This window comes from Maribacter halichondriae, from assembly GCF_027474825.1.
GTDB classification, from domain to species: Bacteria; Bacteroidota; Bacteroidia; order Flavobacteriales; family Flavobacteriaceae; genus Meishania; species Meishania halichondriae.
Window position 1 is genome coordinate 3,346,778 of sequence record NZ_CP107030.1, and the last position, 24,598, is coordinate 3,371,375.

Consider the following 24,598-nt stretch of genomic DNA (forward strand, 5'->3'; position numbering starts at 1 on the left):
AGATTAAAATTAACTATTTACTGCAAAGAAATCTTCTTTTTTAGCCCAAAATTGTCCAGTTTTGTAACCTAATCTTGATTTTTAGTAAATATGAAAGCTTTTAACATTTTAGTTGTGTTTTTATTGCTTTTGGGTACTGCCACGGCCCAAGAAGCGGAGCCAAATAAAGGTATGGATGTCAATACTGCAAAGGGCTATGCCTCTTTTGGGCAAAAAATAACCGATTCTGGTACCATGTCAAGCCAAGAAATGGCTGAAAAATTCAATGCAATCGCTGTCGCCGATACCGTTGAGACAAAATTTAAGGCCAAAGTGGTCGAGGTGTGTCAGGCAAAAGGCTGCTGGATGAAATTGACATTGGAAGATGGTCATGAAACCATGGTGCGCTTCAAGGACTATGGTTTTTTTATGCCCAAAGACATCACTGGCAAAGAAGTAGTCGTTCGCGGAAAGGCCTTTGTAGAGGCCATGAGTGTTGAAGATCAAAAGCATTACGCCAAAGATGCCGGAATGTCGGAACAAGAAATCGCCAAAATTACGGCCCCAAAAAAACCTATGGGTTTGAGGCCGATGGCGTACTTTTAAAACAATAGTGAATGAACTCGGCAATTACCGCGGAGGCTTGAAGCGTGAGATTATTATAACGGGCGATGGTTCCACCACCCTGCAAATAAAGGACTGGAACGAACAATACCATTCAAAACATGGTGCCATACAAGAGGCCTACCATGTTTTTATCCAAAACGGATTTTCTTTGTTCGGCCAAAACGACCTCGCTATTTTGGAAATCGGTTTTGGTACAGGCCTGAACGCTTTGATTACGTATTTAGAAGGAAAAAAGACCGAACAGAAGATTCAATATACGGGAGTCGAAAAATATCCGATCACCCATGAAGAATTTCATTCCCTCAATTTTATTTCAGAGCTCCAATGCGAAGCTGCTGCAAAAGATTTTCTTCTAATGCACGAAGCCCCTTCTGAGGAGGAGATAGCAATTTCCGAGAATTTTCAACTGACCAAACTTCAAAAAGATTTTAGGGACCTCGATTTTGACAATGCCTTCGATTTGGTCTATTTCGATGCCTTCGGGGCACGCGTACAACCGGATTTATGGACAGAAGCCATTTTCCTCAGTATGTTCAAGGCCCTGAAGTCCGGCGGTGTCTTGGTCACCTATGCGGCCAAGGGAAGTGTTCGCCGCGCGATGCAAGCAGTGGGGTTTTCGGTAGAGCGATTGCCGGGCCCGCCCGGAAAACGCGAAATGCTACGGGCGACCAAACCGATAACGTAGTCTTTACATACTTTGCGAACTCCGCGATTTTTTTATGGCGTTTCGAGCGGTTAAATCTCCTTTCGGACATTCGGTTAGTTAACTCCAAAAATAGATTACCAATTTGAGAAGCCCATTTAATTGATGGGCCCAAACGTTAAATCGAAATTAAAGTGCATCTGGCCGTGCCATAGATCCCATACCTTTATGCGATGAAGGTATTGATAACAGGTGCGACGGGATTAATAGGCAGCGAAATTGTGGCACTTTGCCATATAAAAAAAATCGCTGTAAATTATTTGACAACAAGTAAGGACAAGATTGTTTCAAAGGATGATTATCAAGGTTTTTATTGGAATCCCGATACCCATGAAATCGACTTGGAATGTTTCTCGGGGGTTTTCGCCATCATAAACCTCGCCGGGGCCAGTATCTCAAAACGCTGGACGGACAGTTATAAAAAAGAAATCTTGTCAAGTCGTATAAACACCCTTAAAACTCTATATGGGGGACTTGAAAAAGTAGATAGAAGTCAAATCAAAACTTTCGTATCGGCTTCCGCCATTGGTATTTACCCCAATTCACTTAGTTCGCTATATACCGAAGAAGAAAAATGGGTCGACGATAGCTTCTTGGGCCTAGTGGTCAAAGCTTGGGAAACCGAAGCAGATTCGTTCAAGGCATTCGATACGAACGTTTCAAAAGTGAGGATCGGGCTGGTCATGTCATACGACGGCGGTGCCTTGCCCGAAATGGCAAAGCCTATAAAATATTATGCGGGTGCTGCCTTCGGCAGTGGTGAGCAATGGCAATCTTGGATCCATATCGAAGATTTGGCGCGTATCTTTATGTTCGTTATCGAGAACGATTTGACCGGAGTGTACAATGGGGTAGGGCCCAATCCCGTAACCAACAACAAATTGGTCAAAGAAATTGCTAAGGTTTTGAACAGACCCTTGTTTCTGCCCAACATACCGAAATTCGTGATGAAGACGATTTTAGGCGAAATGTCATATATTCTGTTTGCCAGCCAGCGCGTAAGCAGTAAAAAAATAGAGAATGAAGGTTTTCATTTTAACTATACCAATCTATATGCGGCCTTGGAAGAAATTTATCAAAAAAGTGCTATATCTGAATCCACGAGTACTTTATCTCGAAAAGAGTTTTCTGCGTAACGCTTGTTTTTTTGGAAAATTAAATAGTATCGTAAATCCTGTTACAACAGGATTTTTTCTTTAATGACATTTTGACATTTTTGAAGAATTGGCAGTACTTTTGCCACTTGAAAACGCGGAATATAACCTGAGAATACATGAGCAAAAAAGATAAAGCCGAAGAAATCGATGAAATAGGTTCTGAAACCCAAGAAAATAGGGAGGCATCGGAACAAGGCGAAATGCACGAAGAACAGCATGAACGTACTGTCGAAGAAGAGCTTCGAGAAGAATTAGGTAAGGAAAAAGATAAATTTTTGCGCCTGTTCGCTGAATTCGAGAATTATAAGCGGAGAACTTCCAAGGAGCGTATGGAACTGTTCAAGACGGCGGGGCAAGAGATTATGGTCTCGTTACTTCCCGTATTGGATGATTTTGACCGTGCCTTGAAAGAACTTTCAAAAGCCGATGATGATGAATTGTTGAAGGGAGTCAAGCTTATTCGGGGTAAATTTCGTGAGACCCTGAATTCAAAAGGCCTTCAAGAGGTAGGTGCGGAACAGGGCGATGTTTTTGATGCCGAAATACATGAGGCGATTACCCAAATTCCCGCTCCGAACAAAATGCTCAAAGGTAAAATCATCGATATAATCGAAAAAGGGTATAAACTCGGCGATAAGATTATTCGGCACCCCAAAGTGGTAGTCGGCAACTAAAACCTGAACATGAAGGAAGACTACTACGACATATTGGGCATCAGCAAGAATGCTACCGCCGCTGAGATCAAAAAGGCGTACCGGAAAAAGCGCTGGAATATCATCCTGATAAGAATCCTGGTGATGCGAAGGCCGAAGAAATGTTCAAAAAGGCTGCAGAGGCCTACGAGGTTTTGAGCGACCCGAATAAAAAATCGCGATATGACCAATTCGGTCACGGGGCCTTTGAAGGAGGCGGTTTTGGTGGTGGAGGCATGAATATGGATGATATCTTTAGCCAATTCGGCGATATCTTTGGCGGTGCCTTTGGTGGCGGAGGATTCAGTGGCTTCGGAGGATTCGGGGGCGGTGGTCAACGCCGGGTGAAAGGCAGTAATCTTAGAATTCGGGTAAACCTGACTTTGGAAGAAGTTGCCAATGGTGTCGAGAAAAAGGTCAAAGTACGCCGAAAGGTTCAGGCCGATGGTGTTACCTATAAGACGTGTTCGACCTGTAACGGCCGAGGGCAGGTAACCAAGATCACCAATACGATTTTAGGAAGAATGCAAACGGCCGCGACCTGTAGTACGTGTGGTGGGAGTGGACAAATCTTGGACAAGCGACCTAACGATGCCGATGCCCAAGGCCTTAAGGTAGAGGAAGAAACGGTTTCCATTAAGATTCCTGCAGGTGTTGAAGATGGTATGCAGTTAAAAGTGCCCAATAAAGGAAATGGGGCCCCTGGCAATGGGGTCCCCGGCGATTTATTGGTGGCCATAGAGACCAAAGATCACGAAACCCTGAAAAGGGAAGGAGATAATTTGCATTACGATCTATATGTCAGTATTTCTGAAGCGGTACTGGGTACTTCAAAGGAAATCGATGCTGTCGGTGGCAAGGTGCGCATAAAATTGGAACCGGGTATTCAATCGGGTAAAATATTGCGCCTACGGGGTAAGGGAATATCAAGTCTAAACGGATATGGTAGCGGAGATTTACTGGTACACGTCAATGTTTGGACGCCCAAAGAGCTTAACAAAGAACAAAAGGATTTTTTCGAGCGCATGAACGGTGATGGCAATTTTGAACCAAAACCTGAAAAGTCCGATAAATCGTTCTTTGAAAAGGTAAAGGATATGTTCTCATAACGAGAATTTTCAGTATCCTTTGGATTTACTATTTGGTTTTTAAATAAAAAACGTATATTTGATTTTAATATTGGGAAACCGATATTAATTTTCTTTTTCATAGCAATTTTTTTCCCATCCTTAATCTAATTGAGGGTGGGTTTTGTTTTTTAGTGGATCCACGTTTTGAAAGACCGAAGGTCGAAGCAAAGCGGCCGGATGAACTAACCCCGCCGTAGGGCGGGGTCTTAACGTATCGACGGGCGGGTTTTGTCGTGGTCTTTCTTCCCCGTTTTGAAAGACCGAAGGTGGAAGCAAAGTGACCTGATGAACTAACCCTGCTGTAGGACGAGGTGTTGAGGCGATGGTGATGGTTTGTTTTTGTGAAACTATTTCTCCTGAATTCCCTCTAAATACCAAGTAATATTGGGCATTTCTCTATCTTTGAAAAAATTGCCTGCATGAACAATATTTTGGTCACGAATGGGGTCACCAAACGTTTTGGAAACTATACCGCCCTCAATAACGTTTCCTTAGAAATACCTAGAAATAGCATATACGGACTTTTAGGTCCAAATGGGGCCGGTAAGACCACTCTTATCCGTATTATCAATCAAATTACCTTTCCTGATAGCGGTACTGTATTTTTTGATGGCGAGCCTTTAAGGCCCAACGATATCTCGAATATTGGATACTTGCCCGAAGAACGAGGCCTCTACAAAAGTATGAAGGTAGGAGAGCAGGCTTTGTATCTGGCGCAGTTGAAGGGACTAAGCAAGATAGAAGCCAAAAAACGCTTAAAATTTTGGTTCGACCGTTTTGAAATAGGTGACTGGTGGAACAAGAAAATTCAGGAACTGTCAAAGGGCATGGCCCAAAAAATCCAGTTTATCGTCACAGTGCTGCACGAACCTAAACTTTTGATTTTTGATGAACCCTTTAGTGGTTTCGACCCCATAAATGCCAATATTATCAAAGACGAGATCTTGAAACTAAAAGATCAGGGCACCTCGATTATTTTTTCTACCCATAGAATGGAGTCGGTCGAAGAACTTTGTGAATACATTGCGCTGCTACATCAATCTGAAAAAATATTGGACGGTAAACTATCCGATATCAAGAAGGCATACAAAAACAATATTTTTAAAGTGGGGCTTGAGGTCGAGCAAGGTGAAATACTTTTAAAGGAATTGTCGGATACTTTTGAAATTTCGTCTTCTACATACACCGCGAATGAAAGGCAATTGGATTTTACGCTACAATTGCCGAACAACGATACCCGAAACGTATTGCAGTATTTATCGAGTAAGGGAAATGTGAACCAATTCTTGGAAACCGTACCCTCGGCCAACGAAATTTTTATTCGAACCGTTAAAAACAAAGGCACCTATGAATAAACTGCCATTGATCATAAAAAGGAGTATTTGGCCAAGGTACGCAACAAGTCGTTCGTGATCATGACGTTTTTGAGTCCTATTTTAATGGTCGGTATGATCGTGTTGATTGCCTTTTTGACCAAGGTGAACGATAATGAGCGGCGGGTCATCGTAGTTCTGAACGAGAGTGATTATTTTTCCAATGACTTCAATTCTACCGAAAGAACATCATATATCAATTTTGAGGATATTTCCTTAGAGGCTGCCAAAGACTCCGTAGCCAGTCTAGGCTATAGCGGTCTTTTATATATTCCCGATGAAAAAGATTTGGAGAAAGTAGCGGGCCGTTCGTTCTTTTATACCAAAGATGCCCCGAATACCGGGGTACTCGATAATTTGGAAGATACCTTTCGTGATAGGCTAAGGCAACGCAGATTACAAGAGTTAGGGGTTTCTGAGAAAGAGTTTGCCTCGATGGACAAGAGTTTCGAAATCAACACGGCTACCTTCGAAGGCGAACAGAATCTCAAGGGCATCAATGAAATAAAAGCTGCAATAGGTGGGGGTTTCGGGTATCTGATTATGATGTTCATCATTATTTATGGCGGTTTCGTCATGCGAAGTGTCATCGAAGAAAAAACGAGTCGCATTATCGAGGTCATCATCTCGTCGGTAAAGCCTTTTCAATTGATGTTGGGCAAGATTATCGGTACTTCCTTGGCGGGCATCACGCAATTTGCGATTTGGATTGTTTCCGCCGGAGTGCTGATGATCGTAGCTTTCGCCATATTTGATATAGACCCTAGTGGTATATCCCCAAGCGGCGGGGTAGGTTCGGGTATCGGGGTGGCACCTCCGATGCCTGATGCAAATCAGACACTGAATTTATACGCACAAGAAATATTTAAGATTCCGTGGTTGATGCTGATCACTTTTTTTATCATTTATTTCATTTTGGGGTACTTGATCTATAGCTCGATTTATGCTGCCATCGGCGCTGCAGTTGATAACGAAACTGATACACAACAGTTTATATTTCCTATTATTCTGCCGTTGATGTTGGCCATTTATGTGGGTTTCTTTTCGGTATTTAACAACCCACATGGCCCTATAGCGGTGGGTTTTTCGTTGTTCCCATTAACTTCACCAATTGTTATGCTGATGCGGCTGCCCGGGGTGTTGGTGAAGACGGTGTACCCATTTGGCAATTGGCGACCTCTATTTTGTTGTTAATCTGTACCTTTATAGGTATTGTTTGGTTGGCTGCCAAAATTTATAGGGTAGGCATTTTGATGTATGGAAAAAACCGAGCTATAAAGAACTGTTCAAATGGTTAAGATATTGATATGGATAATTTGAGCGACATTGGGGATGCAATAAAAAGCTTTCTAAATACCAGTATATTAGATAGCAATGATATTCATATCAATGTAGGCACTTTGATTACTATCATACTTGCACTGGTAGTGGTCTCATTTATCCTTAGGGTTATCAATAGAATCGTAACCAAAAAGCTTCCGCTCGAGGATAAAAATAAATTTATAAGCGTCTTCAACTTCCTGAGATACCTGCTTTATATTTTTGTAGTGGTCATCGTGCTGCATTCCTCAGGGGTCAACCTTACCGTGCTTCTTACCGCATCTGCCGCTTTGTTCGTAGGTTTGGGCTTTGCCTTGCAATATCTTTTTCAGGATATTATTTCAGGGGTCTTGATGATTATGGACCAATCGCTTCATGTTGGCGATATCATCGAGGTGGATGGAAAAGTGGGTCGTGTCTTTGAAATTCGCCTTCGTACCACTCGTGCCTTGACTCGGGATGATAAGGTTATCGTAATCCCCAACCATATATTTTTGACGGATAGTATTTACAATTATACTCAAAACCACAAGACGACTCGCGAAAGTGTAAAAGTAGGCGTGGCCTATGGCAGTGATGTAACAAAGGTCACCCAAATCTTAGAGGAGGTCGTCAGCGACCAGCGAGGAATACTTAAAAGTCCAAAACCATTTGTTCAATTCGATGATTTTGGCGATTCGGCATTATTGTTTTCGGTTCATTTCTATATTACCGATAGTTTTGGGGATCCGAGGATTAAAAGCGAAGTACGCTATAAAATCGATGCTGAATTCCGTAAAAATGCCGTTACCATACCTTTCCCGCAACGAGATGTTCATATTTTTCAACCGAGACCCTTTGAACACAGTAATGTCACTAAAACGGACCAGGAATGGGGATTAGCAGACGACTAGGTATCATTTGGTCCGTTGGTATTTTCTTTATTATGGGTTGGTGCAATGCCCAGACTCCTGATGTATTCCGTCTCGAATACATGTTGATGCCAAGAAATGATGCAGGGGCTAAGTTATCTCGAATTAAGCTTGTGGCGAACATGCCCATCAAGGTTCGAGACTCGAACAATATCATTATTGGGGGCGAATACAACCGTTTGGCCTATGATTTGCAACGTGACGATATTGTAGTCGGGGCAGAAGGATTGAATTTTTTTCATCTCATCGATTTGAATTTGGCGTATGTAATGAAGTATAACCAAGATTGGCGATTTGTTGGTGTGTTGACACCGCGATTGGCATCTACGTTGACAAATCCTCTAGAGAATGGAGATTTTTCAATAAATGCGACAATAGGCGCTTTTAGAGATCGACAAAAAATTGCCAAACCGGATCGTCTCGTTTTGGGTATTGTCTATAATTCGACCGTGGCACTAAGAATTCCATTGCCAGTAGTGTATTATGAGAAACGCTTTCATCCCAATTGGACATATGTGGTCGGTGTACCCAAAACCGGAATGAAATTCCATTTTAAGGAACGTAATATCATTCAGACCGAATTTATTTTGGACGGCTATTTCGTGAACCTTCAAAATAGTACGGTGCTGCCGGATGCAGGTTTTGCCTCATCAATATCGTCGTCAGCGGCCTTGGTCACTTTAGGATATTCCTATAATTTGAATAAGGCCATGTCGCTTTATATGTTTGCGGGGCATACGTTATTTCAAAGTGGGGTCTTGAGGGATAGCGATAGAAATGATATTTTTACATTGAACGATAAGGCCAGCTTTTACTTTAGAACTGGATTTAGAATAGGACTTTAAAAAGAAGATTATGCCTAAAATATTGATTATTGAGGATGAATCGGCGATTCGCAGGGTATTGGTAAAAATACTTTCTGAGGAAAACGATACCTATGACGTTGAGGAAGCGGAAGATGGATTAAAAGGCCTTGAGGCCGTAAAGAACAATGATTATGATTTGGTACTCTGCGACATAAAGATGCCCAAAATGGATGGGGTTGAGGTCTTAGAAGCCGCAAGAAAAATCAAGCCCGAGGTTCCATTCATTATGATTTCAGGTCATGGGGATCTCGATACGGCAGTAAACACCATGCGCTTAGGGGCATTCGATTATATATCGAAACCTCCTGATTTAAATCGATTGCTGACTACCGTGCGCAACGCGCTCGACCGTAAAGAGCTTGTGGTCGAGAACAAAATCCTCAAGAAAAAGTCAGTAAGAACTATGAAATGGTGGGCGAAAGCGAAGCGATCAGCAATATTAAGGATATGATAGAAAAGGTGGCCCCTACCGATGCACGAGTACTTATAACGGGCTCAAACGGTACCGGAAAAGAACTGGTGGCCCATTGGATCCATGAAAAAAGCCATCGCCACTCCGCTCCGTTTATCGAAGTGAATTGCGCGGCAATTCCGTCAGAATTGATAGAAAGTGAACTTTTCGGCCATGTTAAAGGGGCATTTACGTCGGCGGTTAGAGACAGGGCCGGTAAGTTCGAAGCGGCGAACAAAGGCACGATTTTTCTGGATGAAATTGGTGATATGAGCCTCTCGGCCCAGGCCAAAGTATTGCGCGCACTACAAGAAAGTAAAATTTCTAGAGTAGGCACTGATAAGGATATCAAAGTAGATGTTCGCGTCGTGGCGGCTACCAACAAAGACTTGCAAAAAGAGATCGAGGAAGGTAAATTTCGTGAAGACCTATACCATCGATTGGCGGTCATTTTGATAAAGGTCCCCGCTTTGAACGATAGACGTGATGATATACCTATTTTGATCAATCACTTTGCCGATAAAATAACATCTGAGCAGGGTATTGCCCCAAAAGTATTCTCGAACAAAGCCATCAGCTTATTAAAGGGTTACGATTGGACGGGTAACATTCGAGAACTCCGAAATGTTGTCGAAAGGCTTATCATCCTTGGTGGAAAAGAGGTTTCGGAAGATGACGTAAAATTATTTGCAAGCAAATAGGCATTCAGTAAGCCGTATTTACATTTATTTCGAGCAGTTCTTAAGTCTTTCAAGGGCTTCTGCCGTAATTTCTTTTGTTCTAAGATTGTAATATTTCTTTCCTTCCGAGAGATTGGGCTTTAAGAGCTCTGTTTCACAATTGTTGTAAACTCGAGTGGCAAATTCCAATGCTTCCTTGCAATCAACGGTTTCGACGATATTGTCCAGCGAAAATTGGTAGTCTATTAACGAAGCGTCGATTTTACGATGAAGTTCATCCTCAGTTGGGATTTTACTAAAGGCTTCGGTATTTCTGGTTTCTGTAGTATTCATGGCCAGAACATCGGTCGGGTACTTGCTTACATGTTGTTCATGGTCTTCAAGCGCAGATAGGCCGTCAAGTATATTCTGTAATGAGCTTCGCAATAAGCGTTTGGCGTCAGTCAACGTGCTTGTTTTGACCGTTCGCTTTAAGTTTTCCTTTCCTTCCTCAATAAGTTCGTTGGCATCTTCGCAACCACATTCCGTCAGCTCTTTTTTAGTTTTTTCAATAGCATTTAGGGCCTTATACGTGAAGAAACGAACTTTGTTCAGGTCATTCTCGTCAATGGCTTTTTCCGTCTGGGTTTGTACAAAACCTAGATTTGAACTGGCATATTCGCAGGCCTTGGTCATTGCAAAGGAGGAAAATATACAAAATGCCAATAAGCATATAATCAGGTAAATTTTCTTCATGATATCGTCGGTTTATGGCGTAAAATTTGGGAATTCTAGCTATGTAAAATTAAACCATGAGGAACTTTGAAACCTTATTTTTTCGATAGATGGAGGGTGGTATCCCATATATTGGACAAACCGTTTTTTAACTAAGATGAACGGTCATTTTTTTTAACATTATCGGCATTTCAACGATGAATTATTTTATATTCGGACTATGATTACACCAGATTTAGCATCATTTCGCGTCGATAAAACGATAAAACTGTCAGATTTCCCTACTTATAATGATTTAGAAGCTTCCAATAAAAAACTAAAAAAAAGCTTAGAAGTCGTTAGGGTCGAGCTTGGCGAGTTTCAAAACACACTTTATGCAGATGGCGAATACAGTGTTCTGATATGCCTTCAAGGAACCGACACGGCTGGAAAAGACAGCCTTATTCGCGAAGTTTTCAAGGATTTTAACGCCAGTGGAGTGGTCGTACACAGTTTTAAGGTACCGACTGAACTCGAATTGAAGCACGATTATCTATGGAGGCACTACATTGCACTCCCCGCTAAGGGGAAATTCGGGGTTTTTAACCGTACCCATTATGAAAATGTACTGGTTACCCGGGTGCATCCCGAGTATATTTTAGGGGAACATATTCCGGGTATTCAAGACGTTTCCGACATTGATCAAGCTTTTTGGAACAAACGTTTCGAACAGATAAATAACTTTGAACGCCATATTGCCGAAAATGGGACCATAATCTTTAAATTCTTTCTACATCTTTCTAAGGAAGAACAACGCCAACGTCTTTTGAGAAGATTGGCCCTAAAAAGGAAAAATTGGAAATTTTCTCCTAGTGATTTAAAAGAGAGAAAGCTGTGGGATGCCTATCAGCAGTGTTATGAGCAAGCCATTAACGAAACTTCGAAACCCCACGCGCCATGGTATGTGATACCTTCCGATAATAAGAAGGCGGCAAGGGTGATAGTTGCTTCCATTATCTTGGAAGAACTCAAAAAATATACTGATATCAAAGAACCCGAACTTGACGACAAAATAAAAGAGAATTTAGAACTTTATAGAAATCAATTGCAGAAAGAAAAAGAATGAAAAAGTGGATATTGATTGTATTGGTGGTCGTACAAGGTTTCGCCCAGTCGGAAGATGAAAAACAGATAAAATCAATTTATGAGGCGTCACTGACCCAAGGTAAGGCCTACGATTGGCTGAACCATTTATCGAATCAGATCGGTGGTAGGCTTTCAGGTTCGGTACAGGCACAACAGGCGGTCGACTACACCAAGGCCCAATTGGATTCTTTAGGCCTCGACAGGGTATGGTTGCAATCCGTAATGGTGCCCAAATGGGTTCGGGGCACCCCCGAATTCGCTTTTGTAGAAACCGAACCGGGAATGACCAATACCCTACCAATTTGCGCACTCGGTGGCTCGGTGGCCACCCCGCCCACCGGAATCAAGGCCAACGTAATTGAGGTGAAAGACCTTAAAGAACTTGAGACTTTGGGAAAGGAGAAAATTGAAGGTAAGATCGTATTTTACAATCGACCGATGGATCCCAAGTTCATCAATACCTTTCAGTCATATTCCGGCTGTGTGGATCAGCGTTATTCCGGGGCGGTCGAGGCTATGAAATACGGTGCCGTGGGAGTCATAGTTCGCTCAATGACGTTACGATCTGATGATTATCCCCATACGGGTTCAATGACATACGGAGATACGGCTGTTTCCGAAAGAATTCCTGCTGCGGCCATCAGTACCAACGGTGCGGATTTTTTAAGTACTACCTTGAAATTGAATCCTGATATAAAATTCTATTTTAAGCAGAACTGCAAACAACTTGAGGATGTTGAATCCTTTAACGTTATCGGAGAGGTTAAAGGTAGTACCTATCCTGATGAAATTTTGTTGGTAGGTGGGCATTTGGATTCTTGGGACCTCGGGGACGGCGCGCACGATGACGGTGCCGGATGCGTTCAAAGTATGGATGCGCTAAGACTTCTAAAAGTTTCCGGTTACAAACCCCAACGAACCCTTCGCGTGGTACTTTTTATGAACGAAGAAAACGGAATGCGTGGCGGAAACAAATATGCGGCCATTGCCACGAGTATCAAAGAAAAACACATTTTTGCCTTGGAGAGTGATTCTGGAGGCTTCACGCCAAGAGGTTTCTCCTTTGATTGTTCTGATGCGAATTTTGAGCGCGTTTTAGAATGGAGAAACCTATTTGAACCATATATGGTACATTACTTTGAAAAAGGAGGTAGCGGAGCCGATATTGGCCCCTTAAAAAACGATGAAATCGTTTTGGCCGGACTTCGACCCGATTCACAGCGTTATTTCGACCACCATCATGCCGAGAACGACACGTTCGAACATGTAAATAAGCGAGAACTGGAGTTGGGCGCGGCAACGATGGCGAGCCTTTTATATCTTTTCGATAAATATGGCATAGTCAAATAACGTCAACAATCGATGTTGATTTTGTTCGCTTTATACAATCGATAACTGCCCACTGCCCACCATCTACTAGATACTTTTTTCCTATCTTTGCCGCTCATTAAAAACGAGTAAAATGCAAGAAGGAATCTACGCAAAGTTCAATACTTCTAAAGGAGAAATTTTGGTAAAATTGACCTATGATAAAACTCCGGGTACGGTCGGTAATTTTGTGGCGTTAGCCGAAGGAAATCAAGAAAATAAGGTGAAAGCTAAAGGAGAACCTTATTACGATGGCCTTACTTTTCATAGAGTAATTCCTGATTTTATGATTCAAGGAGGTTGTCCCAAGGCACAGGAACCGGTGATGCCGGTTATAAATTCGATGATGAATTCCATCCTGAACTCACACATGAAGGGCCAGGAGTACTCTCCATGGCGAATGCTGGACCGGGTACAAATGGTAGTCAATTTTTCATAACACATATCGCAACCCCATGGTTGGATAATAAACACACTGTTTTCGGCCATGTAGAATCAGGTCAAGATGTTGTAAATGCGATAGCCCAGGGCGATACTATTGAGACCCTAGAAATTGTTAGGGTGGGCGATGAGACCAGAAATTGGAATGCTTCCAAGGCTTTTGAAGATTTCAAAAGTTCAAAAGAGAAAAGAATCGCCGAGGAAAAAGAAAGACAGGCGGCTGAATTGGATAAAGTTGCGGCAGGTTTTGATGAGACCGATAGTGGTCTGCGCTATAAAATCATCCAAAAAGGTGACGGGGCAAAAGCAGAAAAAGGACAAAAAGTTTCGGTGCACTACGAAGGTGCGCTATTGAACGGACAGGTATTTGATTCTTCTTATAAAAGAAAAGAACCTATTGATTTTCAATTGGGAATCGGTCAGGTCATTCCGGGCTGGGATGAGGGTATCGCACTTTTGAAAGTAGGTGATAAGGCCCGATTCGTCATTCCGTCCGATTTAGCCTATGGAAGTGCAGGTGCTGGTGGAGTAATTCCTCCAAACGCGACTTTGCTCTTTGATGTTGAGTTAGTGAATGTGAAATAACCTAGGGGCGGTTATTAAATAGATGATAACATACACAGAAATCCCTGAAGATATTTCGGGGAATTTTTGCGTTATATTGTAAAGTTTCTAAACCTAGGAAATTACTCCTAACCAGACTTTTTTACCAAACTAGCATTGACTATAATTAATTCGAAGAATTATCAAATTCTACAGAACTATATTTTATCAAAGCAATATTAAGCGCAACAAGCACGCCAACAATTATTAAGAAGGCTATCATATTTTTGATTTTGGGGCAAAAATTCGATTAAACACAATATTTAACGCCTATATGTAAGAATTAGTATAAAGTGTTGCCTGAAATATAAGAATTTTAATTTGGTATTTGCACTTCAAAAGTAATATTGCAGAACACTTTTGCCCTTATCAATAGTGTAGGGAAGACCGTTACAGGTCAAAATTTCAAGAAGATAACGGGGTCTTAAAAGAGGTTTTAGACATTCAAACTTTGCTTCGGAAGTCGATACTGATTGCCAAAAGGATGAGGTTGATAGCAACCAATATAGTAAGAATGGTGAAAAAGGTAAGCATATAGGGGCTTTTCAAATTGTTATTGGGCTTCATTAAAATAACAACTGAGACCCAATTGACCCTACCATCTAATTTGAAAACACGATGCCCTAAGATCCTTTTGTCTTATTAAGGCTGAAGGCCAATAAAACGATATTAATTATAAGAATGATGAAAAGTACTCCAAAGAAGGATAGCATATTTTGTTCTAGTTTTCAATGGGGAAACACTGAAATTGTTTAAGTATGAGATAGAAGAAGTTGTAAAAGGTTGCGTTTAAGTTGAACAAAGTTACCAAAATGTATGTTATTTCTTACCAAATTGAACAAAAAGAATAAAAAAACCCTGACAAAGATGTCAGGGCTATACTATAAAAAAGTTTATTTCTACCTAGTCAACTACTTTCACATTAACGGCGTTCAATCCTTTTTTACCTTGTTGTAGTTCAAATTCCACAACATCACCTTCTCGAACTTCATCGATCAAGCCAGAAATGTGTACAAAATGATCTTCGTTTGAACCATCTTCAGTGATGAAACCATATCCTTTGGAATCATTGAAGAATTTTACTGTTCCTTTACTCATAATAAATAAAATTAAAAATTAATTAAAGCGCAAATGTACTGTTAAATTTTGAAATCACATATATTTTATCATGTTATCTTTATGTTATGGTATTGAACTCACTGATAGGGCTTTACGGGATTAGTCGGAGGCATTGACCAATTTTCGCATCTGTACCCATTGTTTCAACATAAGTCGGGCATCTTGAGCAGGATAGCCAAGCACTGATTTTCCCGCAGCAATATCGCCCATCACGCCTGAACCGGCACCAACCACGGCTCCTGAGTGAATGGTGGTATGGTCTTTTATAGAGGCACTACCGCCGATTATTACCCCATCGCCTAATGTGACGGACCCAGCAAGACCGCTATGGCCGGCCATAATGCAAGACCGGCCCATAACACAATTATGCGCAATCTGTACCTGATTGTCTATTTTACAACCATCACCGATAATGGTGGCACTGAATTTGCCACGATCAACGCATGAATTAGCACCTATTTCGACTTGGTTTCCGATGATCACATTTCCGATTTGGGGAATCTTAACAAGTCCCTTGCCGTCATCGCTAGGCCGATATCCGAATCCATCGGCTCCTATGCTAACGTTATTATGGAATATACAATCGTCACCGATTTGAGTACGTTCGCGAATTACCGTACCTGACCATACTATGGTGCGATTTCCGATAGAGGTTTCATCATAAATGCAAACATTAGGGTATACGACGACACCATCTCCTAAAACGACATTTTTCCCAATATAAGAGTTGGCCCCTATTTTACATTGCTCCCCAATCTTTGCTGAAGGATGAACGACGGCGGTAGCATGTATTTCAGTTTGTAGTTCGGGTGGTCCGGGGTCAAAGAGTTCCAATAGCTTTGCCATAGCGAGGTCGGCGTTCTTTACTTTTATAAAGGCACGATTTTCTCCGGGGCCAATATTGATGTCCTCAAATACGATGGCCGCACAGGCATTTGAAGTAGCCCATTTTTTGGCGAATTTCGAGTTTCCAATAAATGTGATTTGATTGGAGGTAGCTTTTTCCACTTGTTCGGGGCCAACGATGTTTTCTTTGGTGTCTCCTTCAAGAACCCCGTTCAAAAAGGAGTTCAATTCAGTAATGGTAAACGATTTCATAGCTTGGTTTTTGGTGGTTATTAAGCGGAGCTTATTCTATTCTTGAAAGATAAGTATTCGTTAAGTATTTGAACGTAAATAATTTAAAACAATGCTATTTATATGACTGTTAAGAACTTAATTCAATTTACGGGTACAAAAAAACCTTCCGAAAAGAGGAAGGCTTGTTATCGACAAAAATTAGTTTTTAGACAGTAGGGTCAGGAGTCATGCGTAAATAAGGTTTTATTTCTTCAACCCCTTCGAGAATATTTTTCTTGCTTCATCCGTTGGGATGGCGGGACTGACCACTACATCCTGCCCATTTTCCCAATTGGCTGGTGTGGCCACTTTGTGATAGGCCGTAAGCTGTAACGAATCGACGACGCGCAATAGCTCATAGAAATTACGTCCGGTAGAAGCGGGGTAAGTCAATATTAGTTTTACCGTTTTATCGGGAGCGATTATGAAAACGGAACGAACCGTAAGGTTATTATCGGCATTCGGATGAATCATTTCATAAAGGTCCGACACCTTTTTGTCCTCGTCGGCGATAATCGGAAAATTCACCGTGGTTTGTTGTACCTCGTTAATGTCTTTGATCCACTCTAAATGAGATTCCGCACCGTCGACGCTCAAGGCCAACATTTTTACGTTTCGTTTATCGAACTCCCCTTTAAATTTTGCCGCAGTACCTAATTCCGTGGTACATACCGGAGTAAAATCAGCAGGATGGGAAAAAGTATGCCCCAGCCATCACCAAGATATTCGTAGAGATTTATTGTTCCCATAGAACTGTTCGCTGTAAAATCAGGGGCTTTGTCGCCCAATCGTATTGTTGCCATTGTATATGGTTTTTAGGATGAAAATTATTATCCTACAAATTTACTAGATTAAAAGGTTTCGTTGAATTCTTAAAGTTAAATGTGTATTAAAATTTAAGCCCTTTTCAATTGTTTGGGAATGGTTTTAAATCCATAAAATCATTTTTGTTCTTACTCCCGTATTTCTTGTTATTTTTAGGGATGGAAAATATTGAGATGGATAAACTTCGCTATCCTATTGGAAAGTTCGAGAAGCCTGATACTATTGATAAGACCCATATTGAACAGTGGATTCAGATACTTGAAGAATTGCCCGAAAAGCTGACCGGAAGGGTCAAAAATCTTTCCGATGAGCAGTTGGATACCCCTTATCGGCCAAATGGTTGGACGGTGCGACAGCTCGTGCACCATATCGCCGATAGCCATCATCATAGTTATACCCGTTTTAAATGGTCGCTGACCGAAGATAGGCCACTAATAAAGGCTTACGAAGAAAAAGATTGGGCGGAATTGTTCGATGCCAGAACCGCACCTGTCGAACTCTCGTTTGACTATCTTAAAGCCTTGCATGCGAAAATGGTTTTTCTACTTAAGGGTCTGAAGTCCGAAGATCTTAAAAAATCATACTTGCATCCCGAAGATAATGCGACGGTAACCGTGGAAGAAAATATTGGGAAATATGCTTGGCATAGTCAACATCATTTAGCGCACATCGAAAATCTACTGGAAAGAAAAGGTTGGTAGTTGGCCAGAGGAAAATAGGGCAAAACAGGCCTATACTTCTTGCTTCATAATAAACATTCCACGTTCGGAATCTATCAGGCCTGGAAACCCCAAGGTCTTTTCTGAAAAAATCTCGAATCCGTTTTTCTCATAGAAAAAACGGGCTTGACCTTTTTTCATGGTTTCCAGCCAAACCACTTTTTTGTTCGATTTTTTGGCGAAATCAAGTACGAAATCGATGATAAAACTCCCAATTCCTTGACCCGAAAATTCTTTGAGCAGGTAAATTTTGTCCAATAGTAAAGCTTCATTTTCATTGAGGGGTGCGGGTGTCGCAACCTTTCTTAATTTAAGGATTCCCGCCGGAACTTCATCCGCATAAACCATGTATTGCATAGAATCGGTATCCTTCATATCGTCAAGCAATACCGCTCTGGTAAAACTGTGTTTTATATAATAATCAGGATCTTTACACTGCCAAAGATGTAGATAGTGTTGTTCGTAGGCTTGTCTGCCCACTTCCATATAGGTACCGAAAAGTGCTTCTTGAAGTGGTTTGATAGTGATATTTTTTTGCATGCGCCGCTATGCTTGTTCGCCGCCCTCAGGACCATAAAATAAAACCCATGTCGAGAAATCTTCAGTAAAATTTTCAAACCGATGTTCTATTCCCGCTGGAACAAAAAGAAAATCCCCTGGTTGGAAAGTGGTTCGCGCCCCATCATTTAAAAATTCCCCTGAACCGGAAATGACGATATAGACCTCATCACGGGCATGGGGTTGTTGTAAATCTACCTTTTCAGGTTCGTATACTTCTACGGAAAGGGTGCCATGCTCAAAAACCGTAAGAAAGGGAGAGTTCGTTTCCGCCAACTTTTTAAGGGCTTCGGTGGTATTGATTTTCATCTCAAAAAAATTAATGTCGATTATCGGTCCATTTAATGTTACAGCCAATACTTGGTTTTTGTTCGGGATTTACTTCACCCCCTGAAAGTATGACATCCATTGCATTGCGAAGGTCTGTTCCGGTCACGGGAATACCGTTTCCGGGGCGTGAATCATCCAGTTGTCCTCTATAGACCAATTTCAGATCCGAATCGAATAAATAGAAATCGGGGTGCAGGCAGCATCATAATTCTTAGCGACTTCTTGAGTACTATCGTAGAGATAGGGAAAAGTATAGTCTTCTTGCTCTGCCACCTGTTTCATGAGATGTGGGGCATCCTGAGGATAATTAGCTACATCGTTGCTGGAAATTGCGATGAAACCGATTCCCTCGGGTTGATATCCCTTCGCCATTTTAGAGATTTCCTCATTAACATGTTTTACAAACGGACAATGGTTGCAAATAAACATGATGACGGTGCCTTTTTCGCCTTTTACAGTTTGCAGGTTTACCGTTTTTTCGGTTACAGAATCCATTAAACTGAATTCGGGAGCCCGAGTGCCTAATGGCAACATTTTACTAGCTGTTCTTGCCATTTTGAAATGTTTTTTGGACTTTAAAGTTACAGGTATTTCGACAATTTTTTGATGTGAGGAAATTATTTTCTCCTGTTCCAGGCCGAACCAGAGCCATTCTGTTTTGGTTCTTTGTTCCAGTACTGTGGCGATTCAATATATATATAGGACAATCATGATTTCAGAATAACCTTTATTTTAGAATGTTTTATCTTAGGGACTTCAAAACCGACCCAGCTATTGACCGAAACCATACTCGATACCGTTCGTATCAACTTCGATACCCAAACATTATGGGCGCTTAACTCGGCATTGGCTTTGGTCATGTTCGGAATCGCATTGGAAATCTCTTTCAATGATTTCAGACAGTTGTTCAAAAAACCGAAACCAGTCATTACGGGAGTGCTCAGCCAATTTTTACTATTACCTGTGGTGACCTACTTCTTGGTGATCACAATGGAGCCGTTACCGAGTATTGCCCTCGGAATGTTTATGGTGGCCGCCTGTCCTGGAGGCAATGTTTCGAATTTTATCACCCATTTGTCCAAAGGAAACTCCGCCCTATCCGTGAGCCTTACGGCCATCGCTACAATTTTGGCTGTGGTAATGACCCCATTGAACCTTCAATTTTGGGGAGCAATGTATGCACCCACTGCTGCACTTTTAAAGCAAGTGGCCATCGATCCGTTTGAAATGATAAAATTGGTTTCCCTTCTTTTGGGTATTCCTTTGCTATTGGGCATGTGTGTCAATTACTTTCAGCCGATGCTGGCGAAAAAAATGGCCGGAGTGCTCAAGATTGTTTCATTGCTCTTTTTTATCTCGCTGGTTTTTTTGGCCCTTTACAACAACCGTGATATATTCATGGAATACGTGTTCTACGTTTTTTGGATTGTACTCATCCATAACCTTATTGCCTTTACGACGGGCTTTTCTTTTGCAAGGTTGTTAGGACTGTCACAGCGTGATATTCGTTCGATAACCATTGAAACCGGAATACAGAATTCAGGTCTTGGCCTTTTGCTCATCTTTACCTTTTTCGATGGCCTAGGGGGAATGGCCTTGTTGGCCGCCTTTTGGGGGATTTGGCATTTGGTCACGGGTCTAGTTTTGGCTGCGTTTTGGGGGTATAGACCGATTAAAAAGGAAGAATTGGCTTGAAGAACTTGGGATATAATCTGGTAAAAGTATGGATAAAGGCCAGTCTTTATCTATATCACGGTAAAATTAAGGTTTCAGGACTTGAAAATATTCCCAAAGACAAACCGGTGCTCTTTTTGCCCAATCATCAAAGTGCCCTGCTCGATGTGCTTCTCATTGCCGTTGATTGTGTGCGGAAACCCTATTTTTTGACCCGCTCCGATGTTTTTACGAACAGGGCCTTAATCGCCATTTTCGATTATTTTCAGATGATTCCCATCTATCGTATTCGGGATGGGCGTGATTCCCTAAAGAATAATCAGGCCGTTTTTGAACGCTGCGCCAAGCTACTGGAAAGGGGAGAAGCCCTATTAATGTTTCCGGAAGCGAACCATAATTTGAGAAGACGTGTAAGGCCTCTGAGTAAAGGTTTTACGCGAATATTGTTCGCGGCACTGGAAAAGCAACCGAACTTGGATATTCAATTGGTCCCCGTCGGGCTAAATTACCGGAATGCAACGGCGTTCCCGGATCAAATGGCTATCAATTACGGGAAGGCTATTCCGCTGCAAGATTTCATAGTCAAGAATGATCAACAAGTCTCAATTGCAAAAATCAAGGCCGAAGTAACTGGGGCCTTGCTGCATCTCACTACCCATATCGATGATGAGGAGAATTATGATACCATACTAGAACGATTGGAAGCTAAGGAAATAAACTTTTTATATCCCAAAAAGGTAAATGCGACTATTGAAGAAATCGATATTTCAAGTGAAATACCTGAAAAAGCGAAAAGGAAAACCAATGTTTTCTTTTTGTTGTTAAAATTAGTTTTTACTCTTTTGAACTTTCCAATGCTGTTGCTTTGGAGAACTTTCGGTAAACCCAAAGTTTGGGAGCCTGAATTTATGGGGACTTTAAGATTTGCATTTGCACTGTTGGCGTACCCGATGTATTATCTTTTATTGTTTTTGGTAGTCGGGTTTTTATTGACCTGGTCTATTGGGCTTGCTTCAGCTTTTGGGCTGTTCTTATTTAATTTTATGTTTGTTAAAAGCACCAAAATTTGATTTTGATTTCAATGCTTTATTCTACATCATCCCCCCAAAAAAGATAGCATTCATCAACAACTTGTTTGTTCCGTACCAAAAAGCCCTAAAGTTCGTATTGTCCGTAAAGACGATAACACGGCCCTTACCCATCCGTTTGACGACAAAGGGCACAGAATTTTTAATGAGCTCTGCATTCTCCTCTGAGATATAGCCGCTTAACAATGGATTATTGGTATATTGAATCGGGTTGTTGTAGCTATGTTTATCCGCTTCGATATAGACGTTTGAGTTTCTAAATAAGGCCAATCGGTTATTTTTATACCCAAAATTTACCGGGTGTGACCGATCTAGTCTAGCCTCGAAAATGGCACCACCGGTTACTTGGGCACCATTGAAATCATTTTTCTGTTCGAATGAAATGTTTTTGGCGACTCGGGTCGTATCTTTTTTGAACTCCAATTTCAAGAACTCGTTTTTATCGAGCCATTCGGCAACATTGATATACCCGATCAAGGTACCGCCAGCTTTGACCCATTCCTTTAATTTATCTGCATCTTTCTTGCTCAACGCACTGCCCGAACTTCTTGGAATAATAATATCCGTATAATCACTCAAATCGACACCGTTGAAATATTCGGTATCGATTTTGGTCAATTTCATGTCGTAACGTGTATCGAACAAATGCCAAATTTCCCCTGCATCTGCGTAGCGTACTCCGCTGCCGACCAACATGGCGACCTTTTGTTTTTTTAATCGGTCAAAGTCGTTGCTTCCTAAATCAATGCCTTTGGTAAGTCCGGTGCCGACCGCTATAATTTGCAATTTGCTATCATTGGCGACTTCCGATAAAAAGGAGTGGAGTTCTGAAGCATCCAAATCTTGGTTCCGTACGGGGATCATAATCGTACCGTAGTCGTATTGTTTTCCTTCTAAGGTAAATGGTGATTTCGCGACTTTGGCGCGCAGTCCTTTTTCAAGAATTTGGTTCAAGGCTTTCGGTGTATAGTATTCATGCCATTCAAAAAGGTAGGCGTAATTGCTCTGGGCGCTTACATTTCCTGAAAGGGGTTTGAGTTCCGTGATTACGTCCCCTGCATTGGTCAAAGAGCTTATTTCGGAATAGTCCACATTGAAGGCCAATGGAAATGTCCAAGCCGAAATATCATAAAAAAGGCTGTCGGTAAAAGTGGTGCGCTTTTCGAACATAGCCTTGACCAGTCTTGAATTTTTTGATTTGCCGGAACGACATAACTATGTCCCTTTTTATAATTTTTTCCGGCAATGGTGGCATCGTTGGCAAGTTCGTGAACCTTGATTTTATGGCGTTTCAATATTTCGGCGAGATGCCATGCTTTGGCGCCATCTTTACTGTCGCCAAAAACGATGGACTTTTCTTTTGTGGCTTCATTTCTGAGCTGCGCATAGAAATCACGTTGGTACTCCAAAATTTTTGTACGCATGTTTTTGGCAGCCTCAATAGTAGAGAGGGCCGTGGTAAACTGATTGCGAACGGTAAACGGAAAAGTCAATAGTCCGTTTTCACTTTCTTGAATATGTCCTCGTGAACTGCCTTGTTCGAAGAGAATACCAATACTTCCGTTTACATCAGGAAAAGTAGAACCTTTTCCATAATAGTAATCGTCATAATTTTCCTCAGAATAATAAAGCGAGCCGATTTTATCCAAGGCCTTGGCATGGTAGGTTCCTATTTCAGCAGTCAATTCTTGATTTATTTTCGGGGTCAACGGATGTACCCGGGTCGGTTCGCCCGGTTGAAAAAAGAAGGTAGAGTTTGTGCCCATTTCATGATGGTCGGTCAAGATATTCGGCAACCATTTATGGAACGTTTCGATACGCGCTCTACTTTCGGGTAGCTGCACGGGCAGCCAATCACGGTTCATATCGAACCAATAATGGTTCGAACGCCCACCGGGCCATACTTCATGGTACTCCCTTTCGTTGTTATCAGGATTTAGGTTGATACTTTTATTGGTGTTGGCCCAGTAGGCAAAACGCTGCAGCCCATCGGGATTGAACGACGGATCCATCAAAATGACCGTTTTGTCAAGCATCGCTTCGATTTCGGGACTTTCGGCAGCGGCCAAATAATAGGCGTAGGCCAATCCGGCATTGGCGCCGCTGGGTTCGTTGCCGTGAATTGAAAACCCTTGATACACGATTATAGGCTGTTCTTCGACCGAAACGGAGTTGCCGCTACTTTCGGTAAGTGCGATATGGTCTTGTCTTATTTTTTCAATGTTCTGATGGTTCTTGGGTGATGTGACCGTTAGCAACAAAACCGGTCGTCCTTCGAAAGTTGAACCTCTATTTTCTATGGAAATACGGCCGCTGGCCTGCGCCAAGGTTTGCATATAGAACATCAATTTGTCGTGGGTGACATGCCATTCACCAACCTCGTGCCCGATAATTTCTTTGGGAGTGGGAATGTCGGCATTATAACTGATGTCTTGCGGAAGATAATAGTTGAGGTCCAATTTCTCTTGGGCAATACTATTTTGGAAAATTAAAATGGACAGTACGAGTACAATTTTTTTCATGTGTTCCTTTGAATTAGCTAATGAACTCCAGATGAGTTCAAGTTTTAAATGTAAAAAAAACGACCCTATAAAAAAGGGTCGTTGTACAAATATTTTATTTGCGATTTCTAGATATCATCAAAATCGACGTCGGTAAAACTATCCGTTGATTTCACCTCGCCATTTTCGCTAGGTACTTCATCTTCTTTCTTAAAATCTTTTTGATGTCGTTCTGAAATTACCTCACTTCCTTTTTCGTCGATGATATAATCCATCATTTCTTCGACATGTTCCCTAAAGGCGGAGAAATCCTCTTTGTAGAGATATATTTTATGTTTTTTGTAGTGGAAAGAACCATCATCGTGGGTAAACTTCTTGCTCTCCGTGATTGTTAAATAGTAGTCACCCGCCTTGGTGCTTCTAACATCAAAAAAATATGTTCTTCTTCCTGCCCTTAAAACTTTGGAATAAATTTCTTCCTGTTCCATTGAATCTCTGTCGCCCATTTCGTGTAGTGTCTGGTTG

The 24,598-nt window shown here is 41.6% G+C and carries 18 protein-coding genes and 7 pseudogenes; 16 read left to right on the forward strand and 9 right to left on the reverse strand.

Annotation, left to right across the window (positions count from 1 at the left end):
* Nucleotides 1-90: 90 nt before the first annotated feature.
* The 10 genes and pseudogenes from N8A86_RS15530 to N8A86_RS15575 all read left to right on the forward strand — a co-directional run bounded on the left by N8A86_RS15530 (nt 91) and on the right by N8A86_RS15575 (nt 9,910).
* A complete protein-coding gene (locus N8A86_RS15530; protein WP_337251636.1) occupies nt 91-585 on the forward strand; it encodes a DUF4920 domain-containing protein in 495 nt (164 codons plus the stop codon).
* Between the two features lie 37 nt (nt 586-622).
* Complete coding sequence (mnmC2, locus tag N8A86_RS15535) at nt 623-1,291, forward strand: tRNA (5-methylaminomethyl-2-thiouridine)(34)-methyltransferase MnmC2 (RefSeq protein WP_273569074.1); 669 nt, start codon at nt 623-625, stop codon at nt 1,289-1,291.
* A 191-nt stretch (nt 1,292-1,482) separates the two neighbouring features.
* Entirely contained in the window at nt 1,483-2,445 is a 963-nt protein-coding gene (locus N8A86_RS15540; protein ID WP_273566227.1) for a TIGR01777 family oxidoreductase, read from the forward strand.
* 137 nt (nt 2,446-2,582) lie between these two features.
* A complete protein-coding gene (locus N8A86_RS15545; RefSeq protein WP_273566228.1) occupies nt 2,583-3,140 on the forward strand; it encodes a nucleotide exchange factor GrpE in 558 nt (185 codons plus the stop codon).
* Between the two features lie 9 nt (nt 3,141-3,149).
* A pseudogene (dnaJ, locus tag N8A86_RS15550) lies at nt 3,150-4,267 on the forward strand (molecular chaperone DnaJ).
* 440 nt (nt 4,268-4,707) lie between these two features.
* Complete coding sequence (locus N8A86_RS15555; RefSeq protein ID WP_273566229.1) at nt 4,708-5,643, forward strand: ABC transporter ATP-binding protein; 936 nt, start codon at nt 4,708-4,710, stop codon at nt 5,641-5,643.
* Nucleotides 5,636-6,967: pseudogene (locus tag N8A86_RS15560) on the forward strand (ABC transporter permease). The gene N8A86_RS15555 and the pseudogene N8A86_RS15560 overlap by 8 nt, the downstream one beginning before the upstream one ends.
* Nucleotide 6,968: 1 nt before the next feature.
* Nucleotides 6,969-7,874: a mechanosensitive ion channel family protein gene (locus N8A86_RS15565; protein WP_273566230.1), complete on the forward strand. Its 906-nt coding sequence runs from the start codon at nt 6,969-6,971 to the stop codon at nt 7,872-7,874.
* Nucleotides 7,853-8,737, forward strand: coding sequence for a DUF6268 family outer membrane beta-barrel protein (locus N8A86_RS15570; protein ID WP_273566231.1), 885 nt, complete (start codon nt 7,853-7,855; stop codon nt 8,735-8,737). Before N8A86_RS15565 ends, N8A86_RS15570 begins: the two co-directional genes overlap by 22 nt.
* A gap of 10 nt (nt 8,738-8,747) precedes the next feature.
* Nucleotides 8,748-9,910 (forward strand): annotated as a pseudogene (locus tag N8A86_RS15575) (sigma-54-dependent transcriptional regulator).
* Nucleotides 9,911-9,934: 24 nt separating this feature from the next.
* Here N8A86_RS15575 and N8A86_RS15580 read toward each other — a convergent pair.
* A complete protein-coding gene (locus N8A86_RS15580; protein WP_273566232.1) occupies nt 9,935-10,624 on the reverse strand; it encodes a hypothetical protein in 690 nt (229 codons plus the stop codon).
* Nucleotides 10,625-10,823: 199 nt separating this feature from the next.
* Between N8A86_RS15580 and N8A86_RS15585 the strand changes: the two genes are divergently transcribed.
* From N8A86_RS15585 to N8A86_RS15595, 3 genes and pseudogenes are all read left to right on the forward strand, one after another.
* Nucleotides 10,824-11,708 (forward strand): PPK2 family polyphosphate kinase, encoded by an 885-nt coding sequence (locus N8A86_RS15585; protein WP_273566233.1) that lies wholly within the window; start codon nt 10,824-10,826, stop codon nt 11,706-11,708.
* Nucleotides 11,705-13,078 carry a M20/M25/M40 family metallo-hydrolase gene (locus tag N8A86_RS15590; RefSeq protein WP_273566234.1) on the forward strand — a complete coding sequence of 458 codons (1,374 nt, stop codon included), beginning with the start codon at nt 11,705-11,707 and terminating at the stop codon, nt 13,076-13,078. Before N8A86_RS15585 ends, N8A86_RS15590 begins: the two co-directional genes overlap by 4 nt.
* Before the next feature lie 112 nt (nt 13,079-13,190).
* A pseudogene (locus tag N8A86_RS15595) lies at nt 13,191-14,122 on the forward strand (peptidylprolyl isomerase).
* Nucleotides 14,123-15,043: 921 nt separating this feature from the next.
* Here N8A86_RS15595 and N8A86_RS15600 read toward each other — a convergent pair.
* The 3 genes and pseudogenes from N8A86_RS15600 to N8A86_RS15610 all read right to left on the reverse strand — a co-directional run bounded on the left by N8A86_RS15600 (nt 15,044) and on the right by N8A86_RS15610 (nt 17,181).
* A complete protein-coding gene (locus tag N8A86_RS15600) occupies nt 15,044-15,238 on the reverse strand; it encodes a cold-shock protein (RefSeq protein WP_013304911.1) in 195 nt (64 codons plus the stop codon).
* A 120-nt stretch (nt 15,239-15,358) separates the two neighbouring features.
* Nucleotides 15,359-16,357 (reverse strand): UDP-3-O-(3-hydroxymyristoyl)glucosamine N-acyltransferase, encoded by a 999-nt coding sequence (gene lpxD / locus N8A86_RS15605; RefSeq protein ID WP_273566235.1) that lies wholly within the window; start codon nt 16,355-16,357, stop codon nt 15,359-15,361.
* Nucleotides 16,358-16,544: 187 nt separating this feature from the next.
* Nucleotides 16,545-17,181, reverse strand: a pseudogene (locus N8A86_RS15610) (peroxiredoxin).
* A 195-nt stretch (nt 17,182-17,376) separates the two neighbouring features.
* Here N8A86_RS15610 and N8A86_RS15615 point away from each other — a divergent pair.
* Entirely contained in the window at nt 17,377-17,904 is a 528-nt protein-coding gene (locus tag N8A86_RS15615) for a YfiT family bacillithiol transferase (protein ID WP_430682161.1), read from the forward strand.
* A gap of 30 nt (nt 17,905-17,934) precedes the next feature.
* Here the strand turns inward: N8A86_RS15615 and N8A86_RS15620 are convergent, their stop codons facing one another.
* The 3 genes and pseudogenes from N8A86_RS15620 to N8A86_RS15630 all read right to left on the reverse strand — a co-directional run bounded on the left by N8A86_RS15620 (nt 17,935) and on the right by N8A86_RS15630 (nt 19,365).
* On the reverse strand, nt 17,935-18,462 hold the full coding sequence (locus N8A86_RS15620) for a GNAT family N-acetyltransferase (protein WP_273566236.1): 528 nt from the start codon (nt 18,460-18,462) through the stop codon (nt 17,935-17,937).
* A 6-nt stretch (nt 18,463-18,468) separates the two neighbouring features.
* Nucleotides 18,469-18,789, reverse strand: coding sequence for a cupin domain-containing protein (locus tag N8A86_RS15625; protein WP_273566237.1), 321 nt, complete (start codon nt 18,787-18,789; stop codon nt 18,469-18,471).
* Nucleotides 18,790-18,799: 10 nt separating this feature from the next.
* Nucleotides 18,800-19,365: pseudogene (locus N8A86_RS15630) on the reverse strand (thioredoxin family protein).
* A gap of 219 nt (nt 19,366-19,584) precedes the next feature.
* On the opposite strand from N8A86_RS15630, the gene N8A86_RS15635 reads away from it, so the two are divergent.
* Nucleotides 19,585-20,505, forward strand: coding sequence for a bile acid:sodium symporter family protein (locus N8A86_RS15635; RefSeq protein WP_273566238.1), 921 nt, complete (start codon nt 19,585-19,587; stop codon nt 20,503-20,505).
* The gene (locus N8A86_RS15640; RefSeq protein WP_273566239.1) at nt 20,502-21,554 is read left to right on the forward strand and encodes a lysophospholipid acyltransferase family protein; all 1,053 of its coding nucleotides are present in this window, start codon (nt 20,502-20,504) and stop codon (nt 21,552-21,554) included. Before N8A86_RS15635 ends, N8A86_RS15640 begins: the two co-directional genes overlap by 4 nt.
* A 21-nt stretch (nt 21,555-21,575) precedes the next feature.
* Here the strand turns inward: N8A86_RS15640 and N8A86_RS15645 are convergent.
* Together N8A86_RS15645 and N8A86_RS15650 are read right to left on the reverse strand one after the other, a co-directional pair.
* A pseudogene (locus tag N8A86_RS15645) lies at nt 21,576-24,094 on the reverse strand (M14 family zinc carboxypeptidase).
* Between the two features lie 107 nt (nt 24,095-24,201).
* The gene (locus tag N8A86_RS15650) at nt 24,202-24,579 is read right to left on the reverse strand and encodes a PUR family DNA/RNA-binding protein (RefSeq protein ID WP_273566240.1); all 378 of its coding nucleotides are present in this window, start codon (nt 24,577-24,579) and stop codon (nt 24,202-24,204) included.
* Nucleotides 24,580-24,598: the final 19 nt, after the last annotated feature.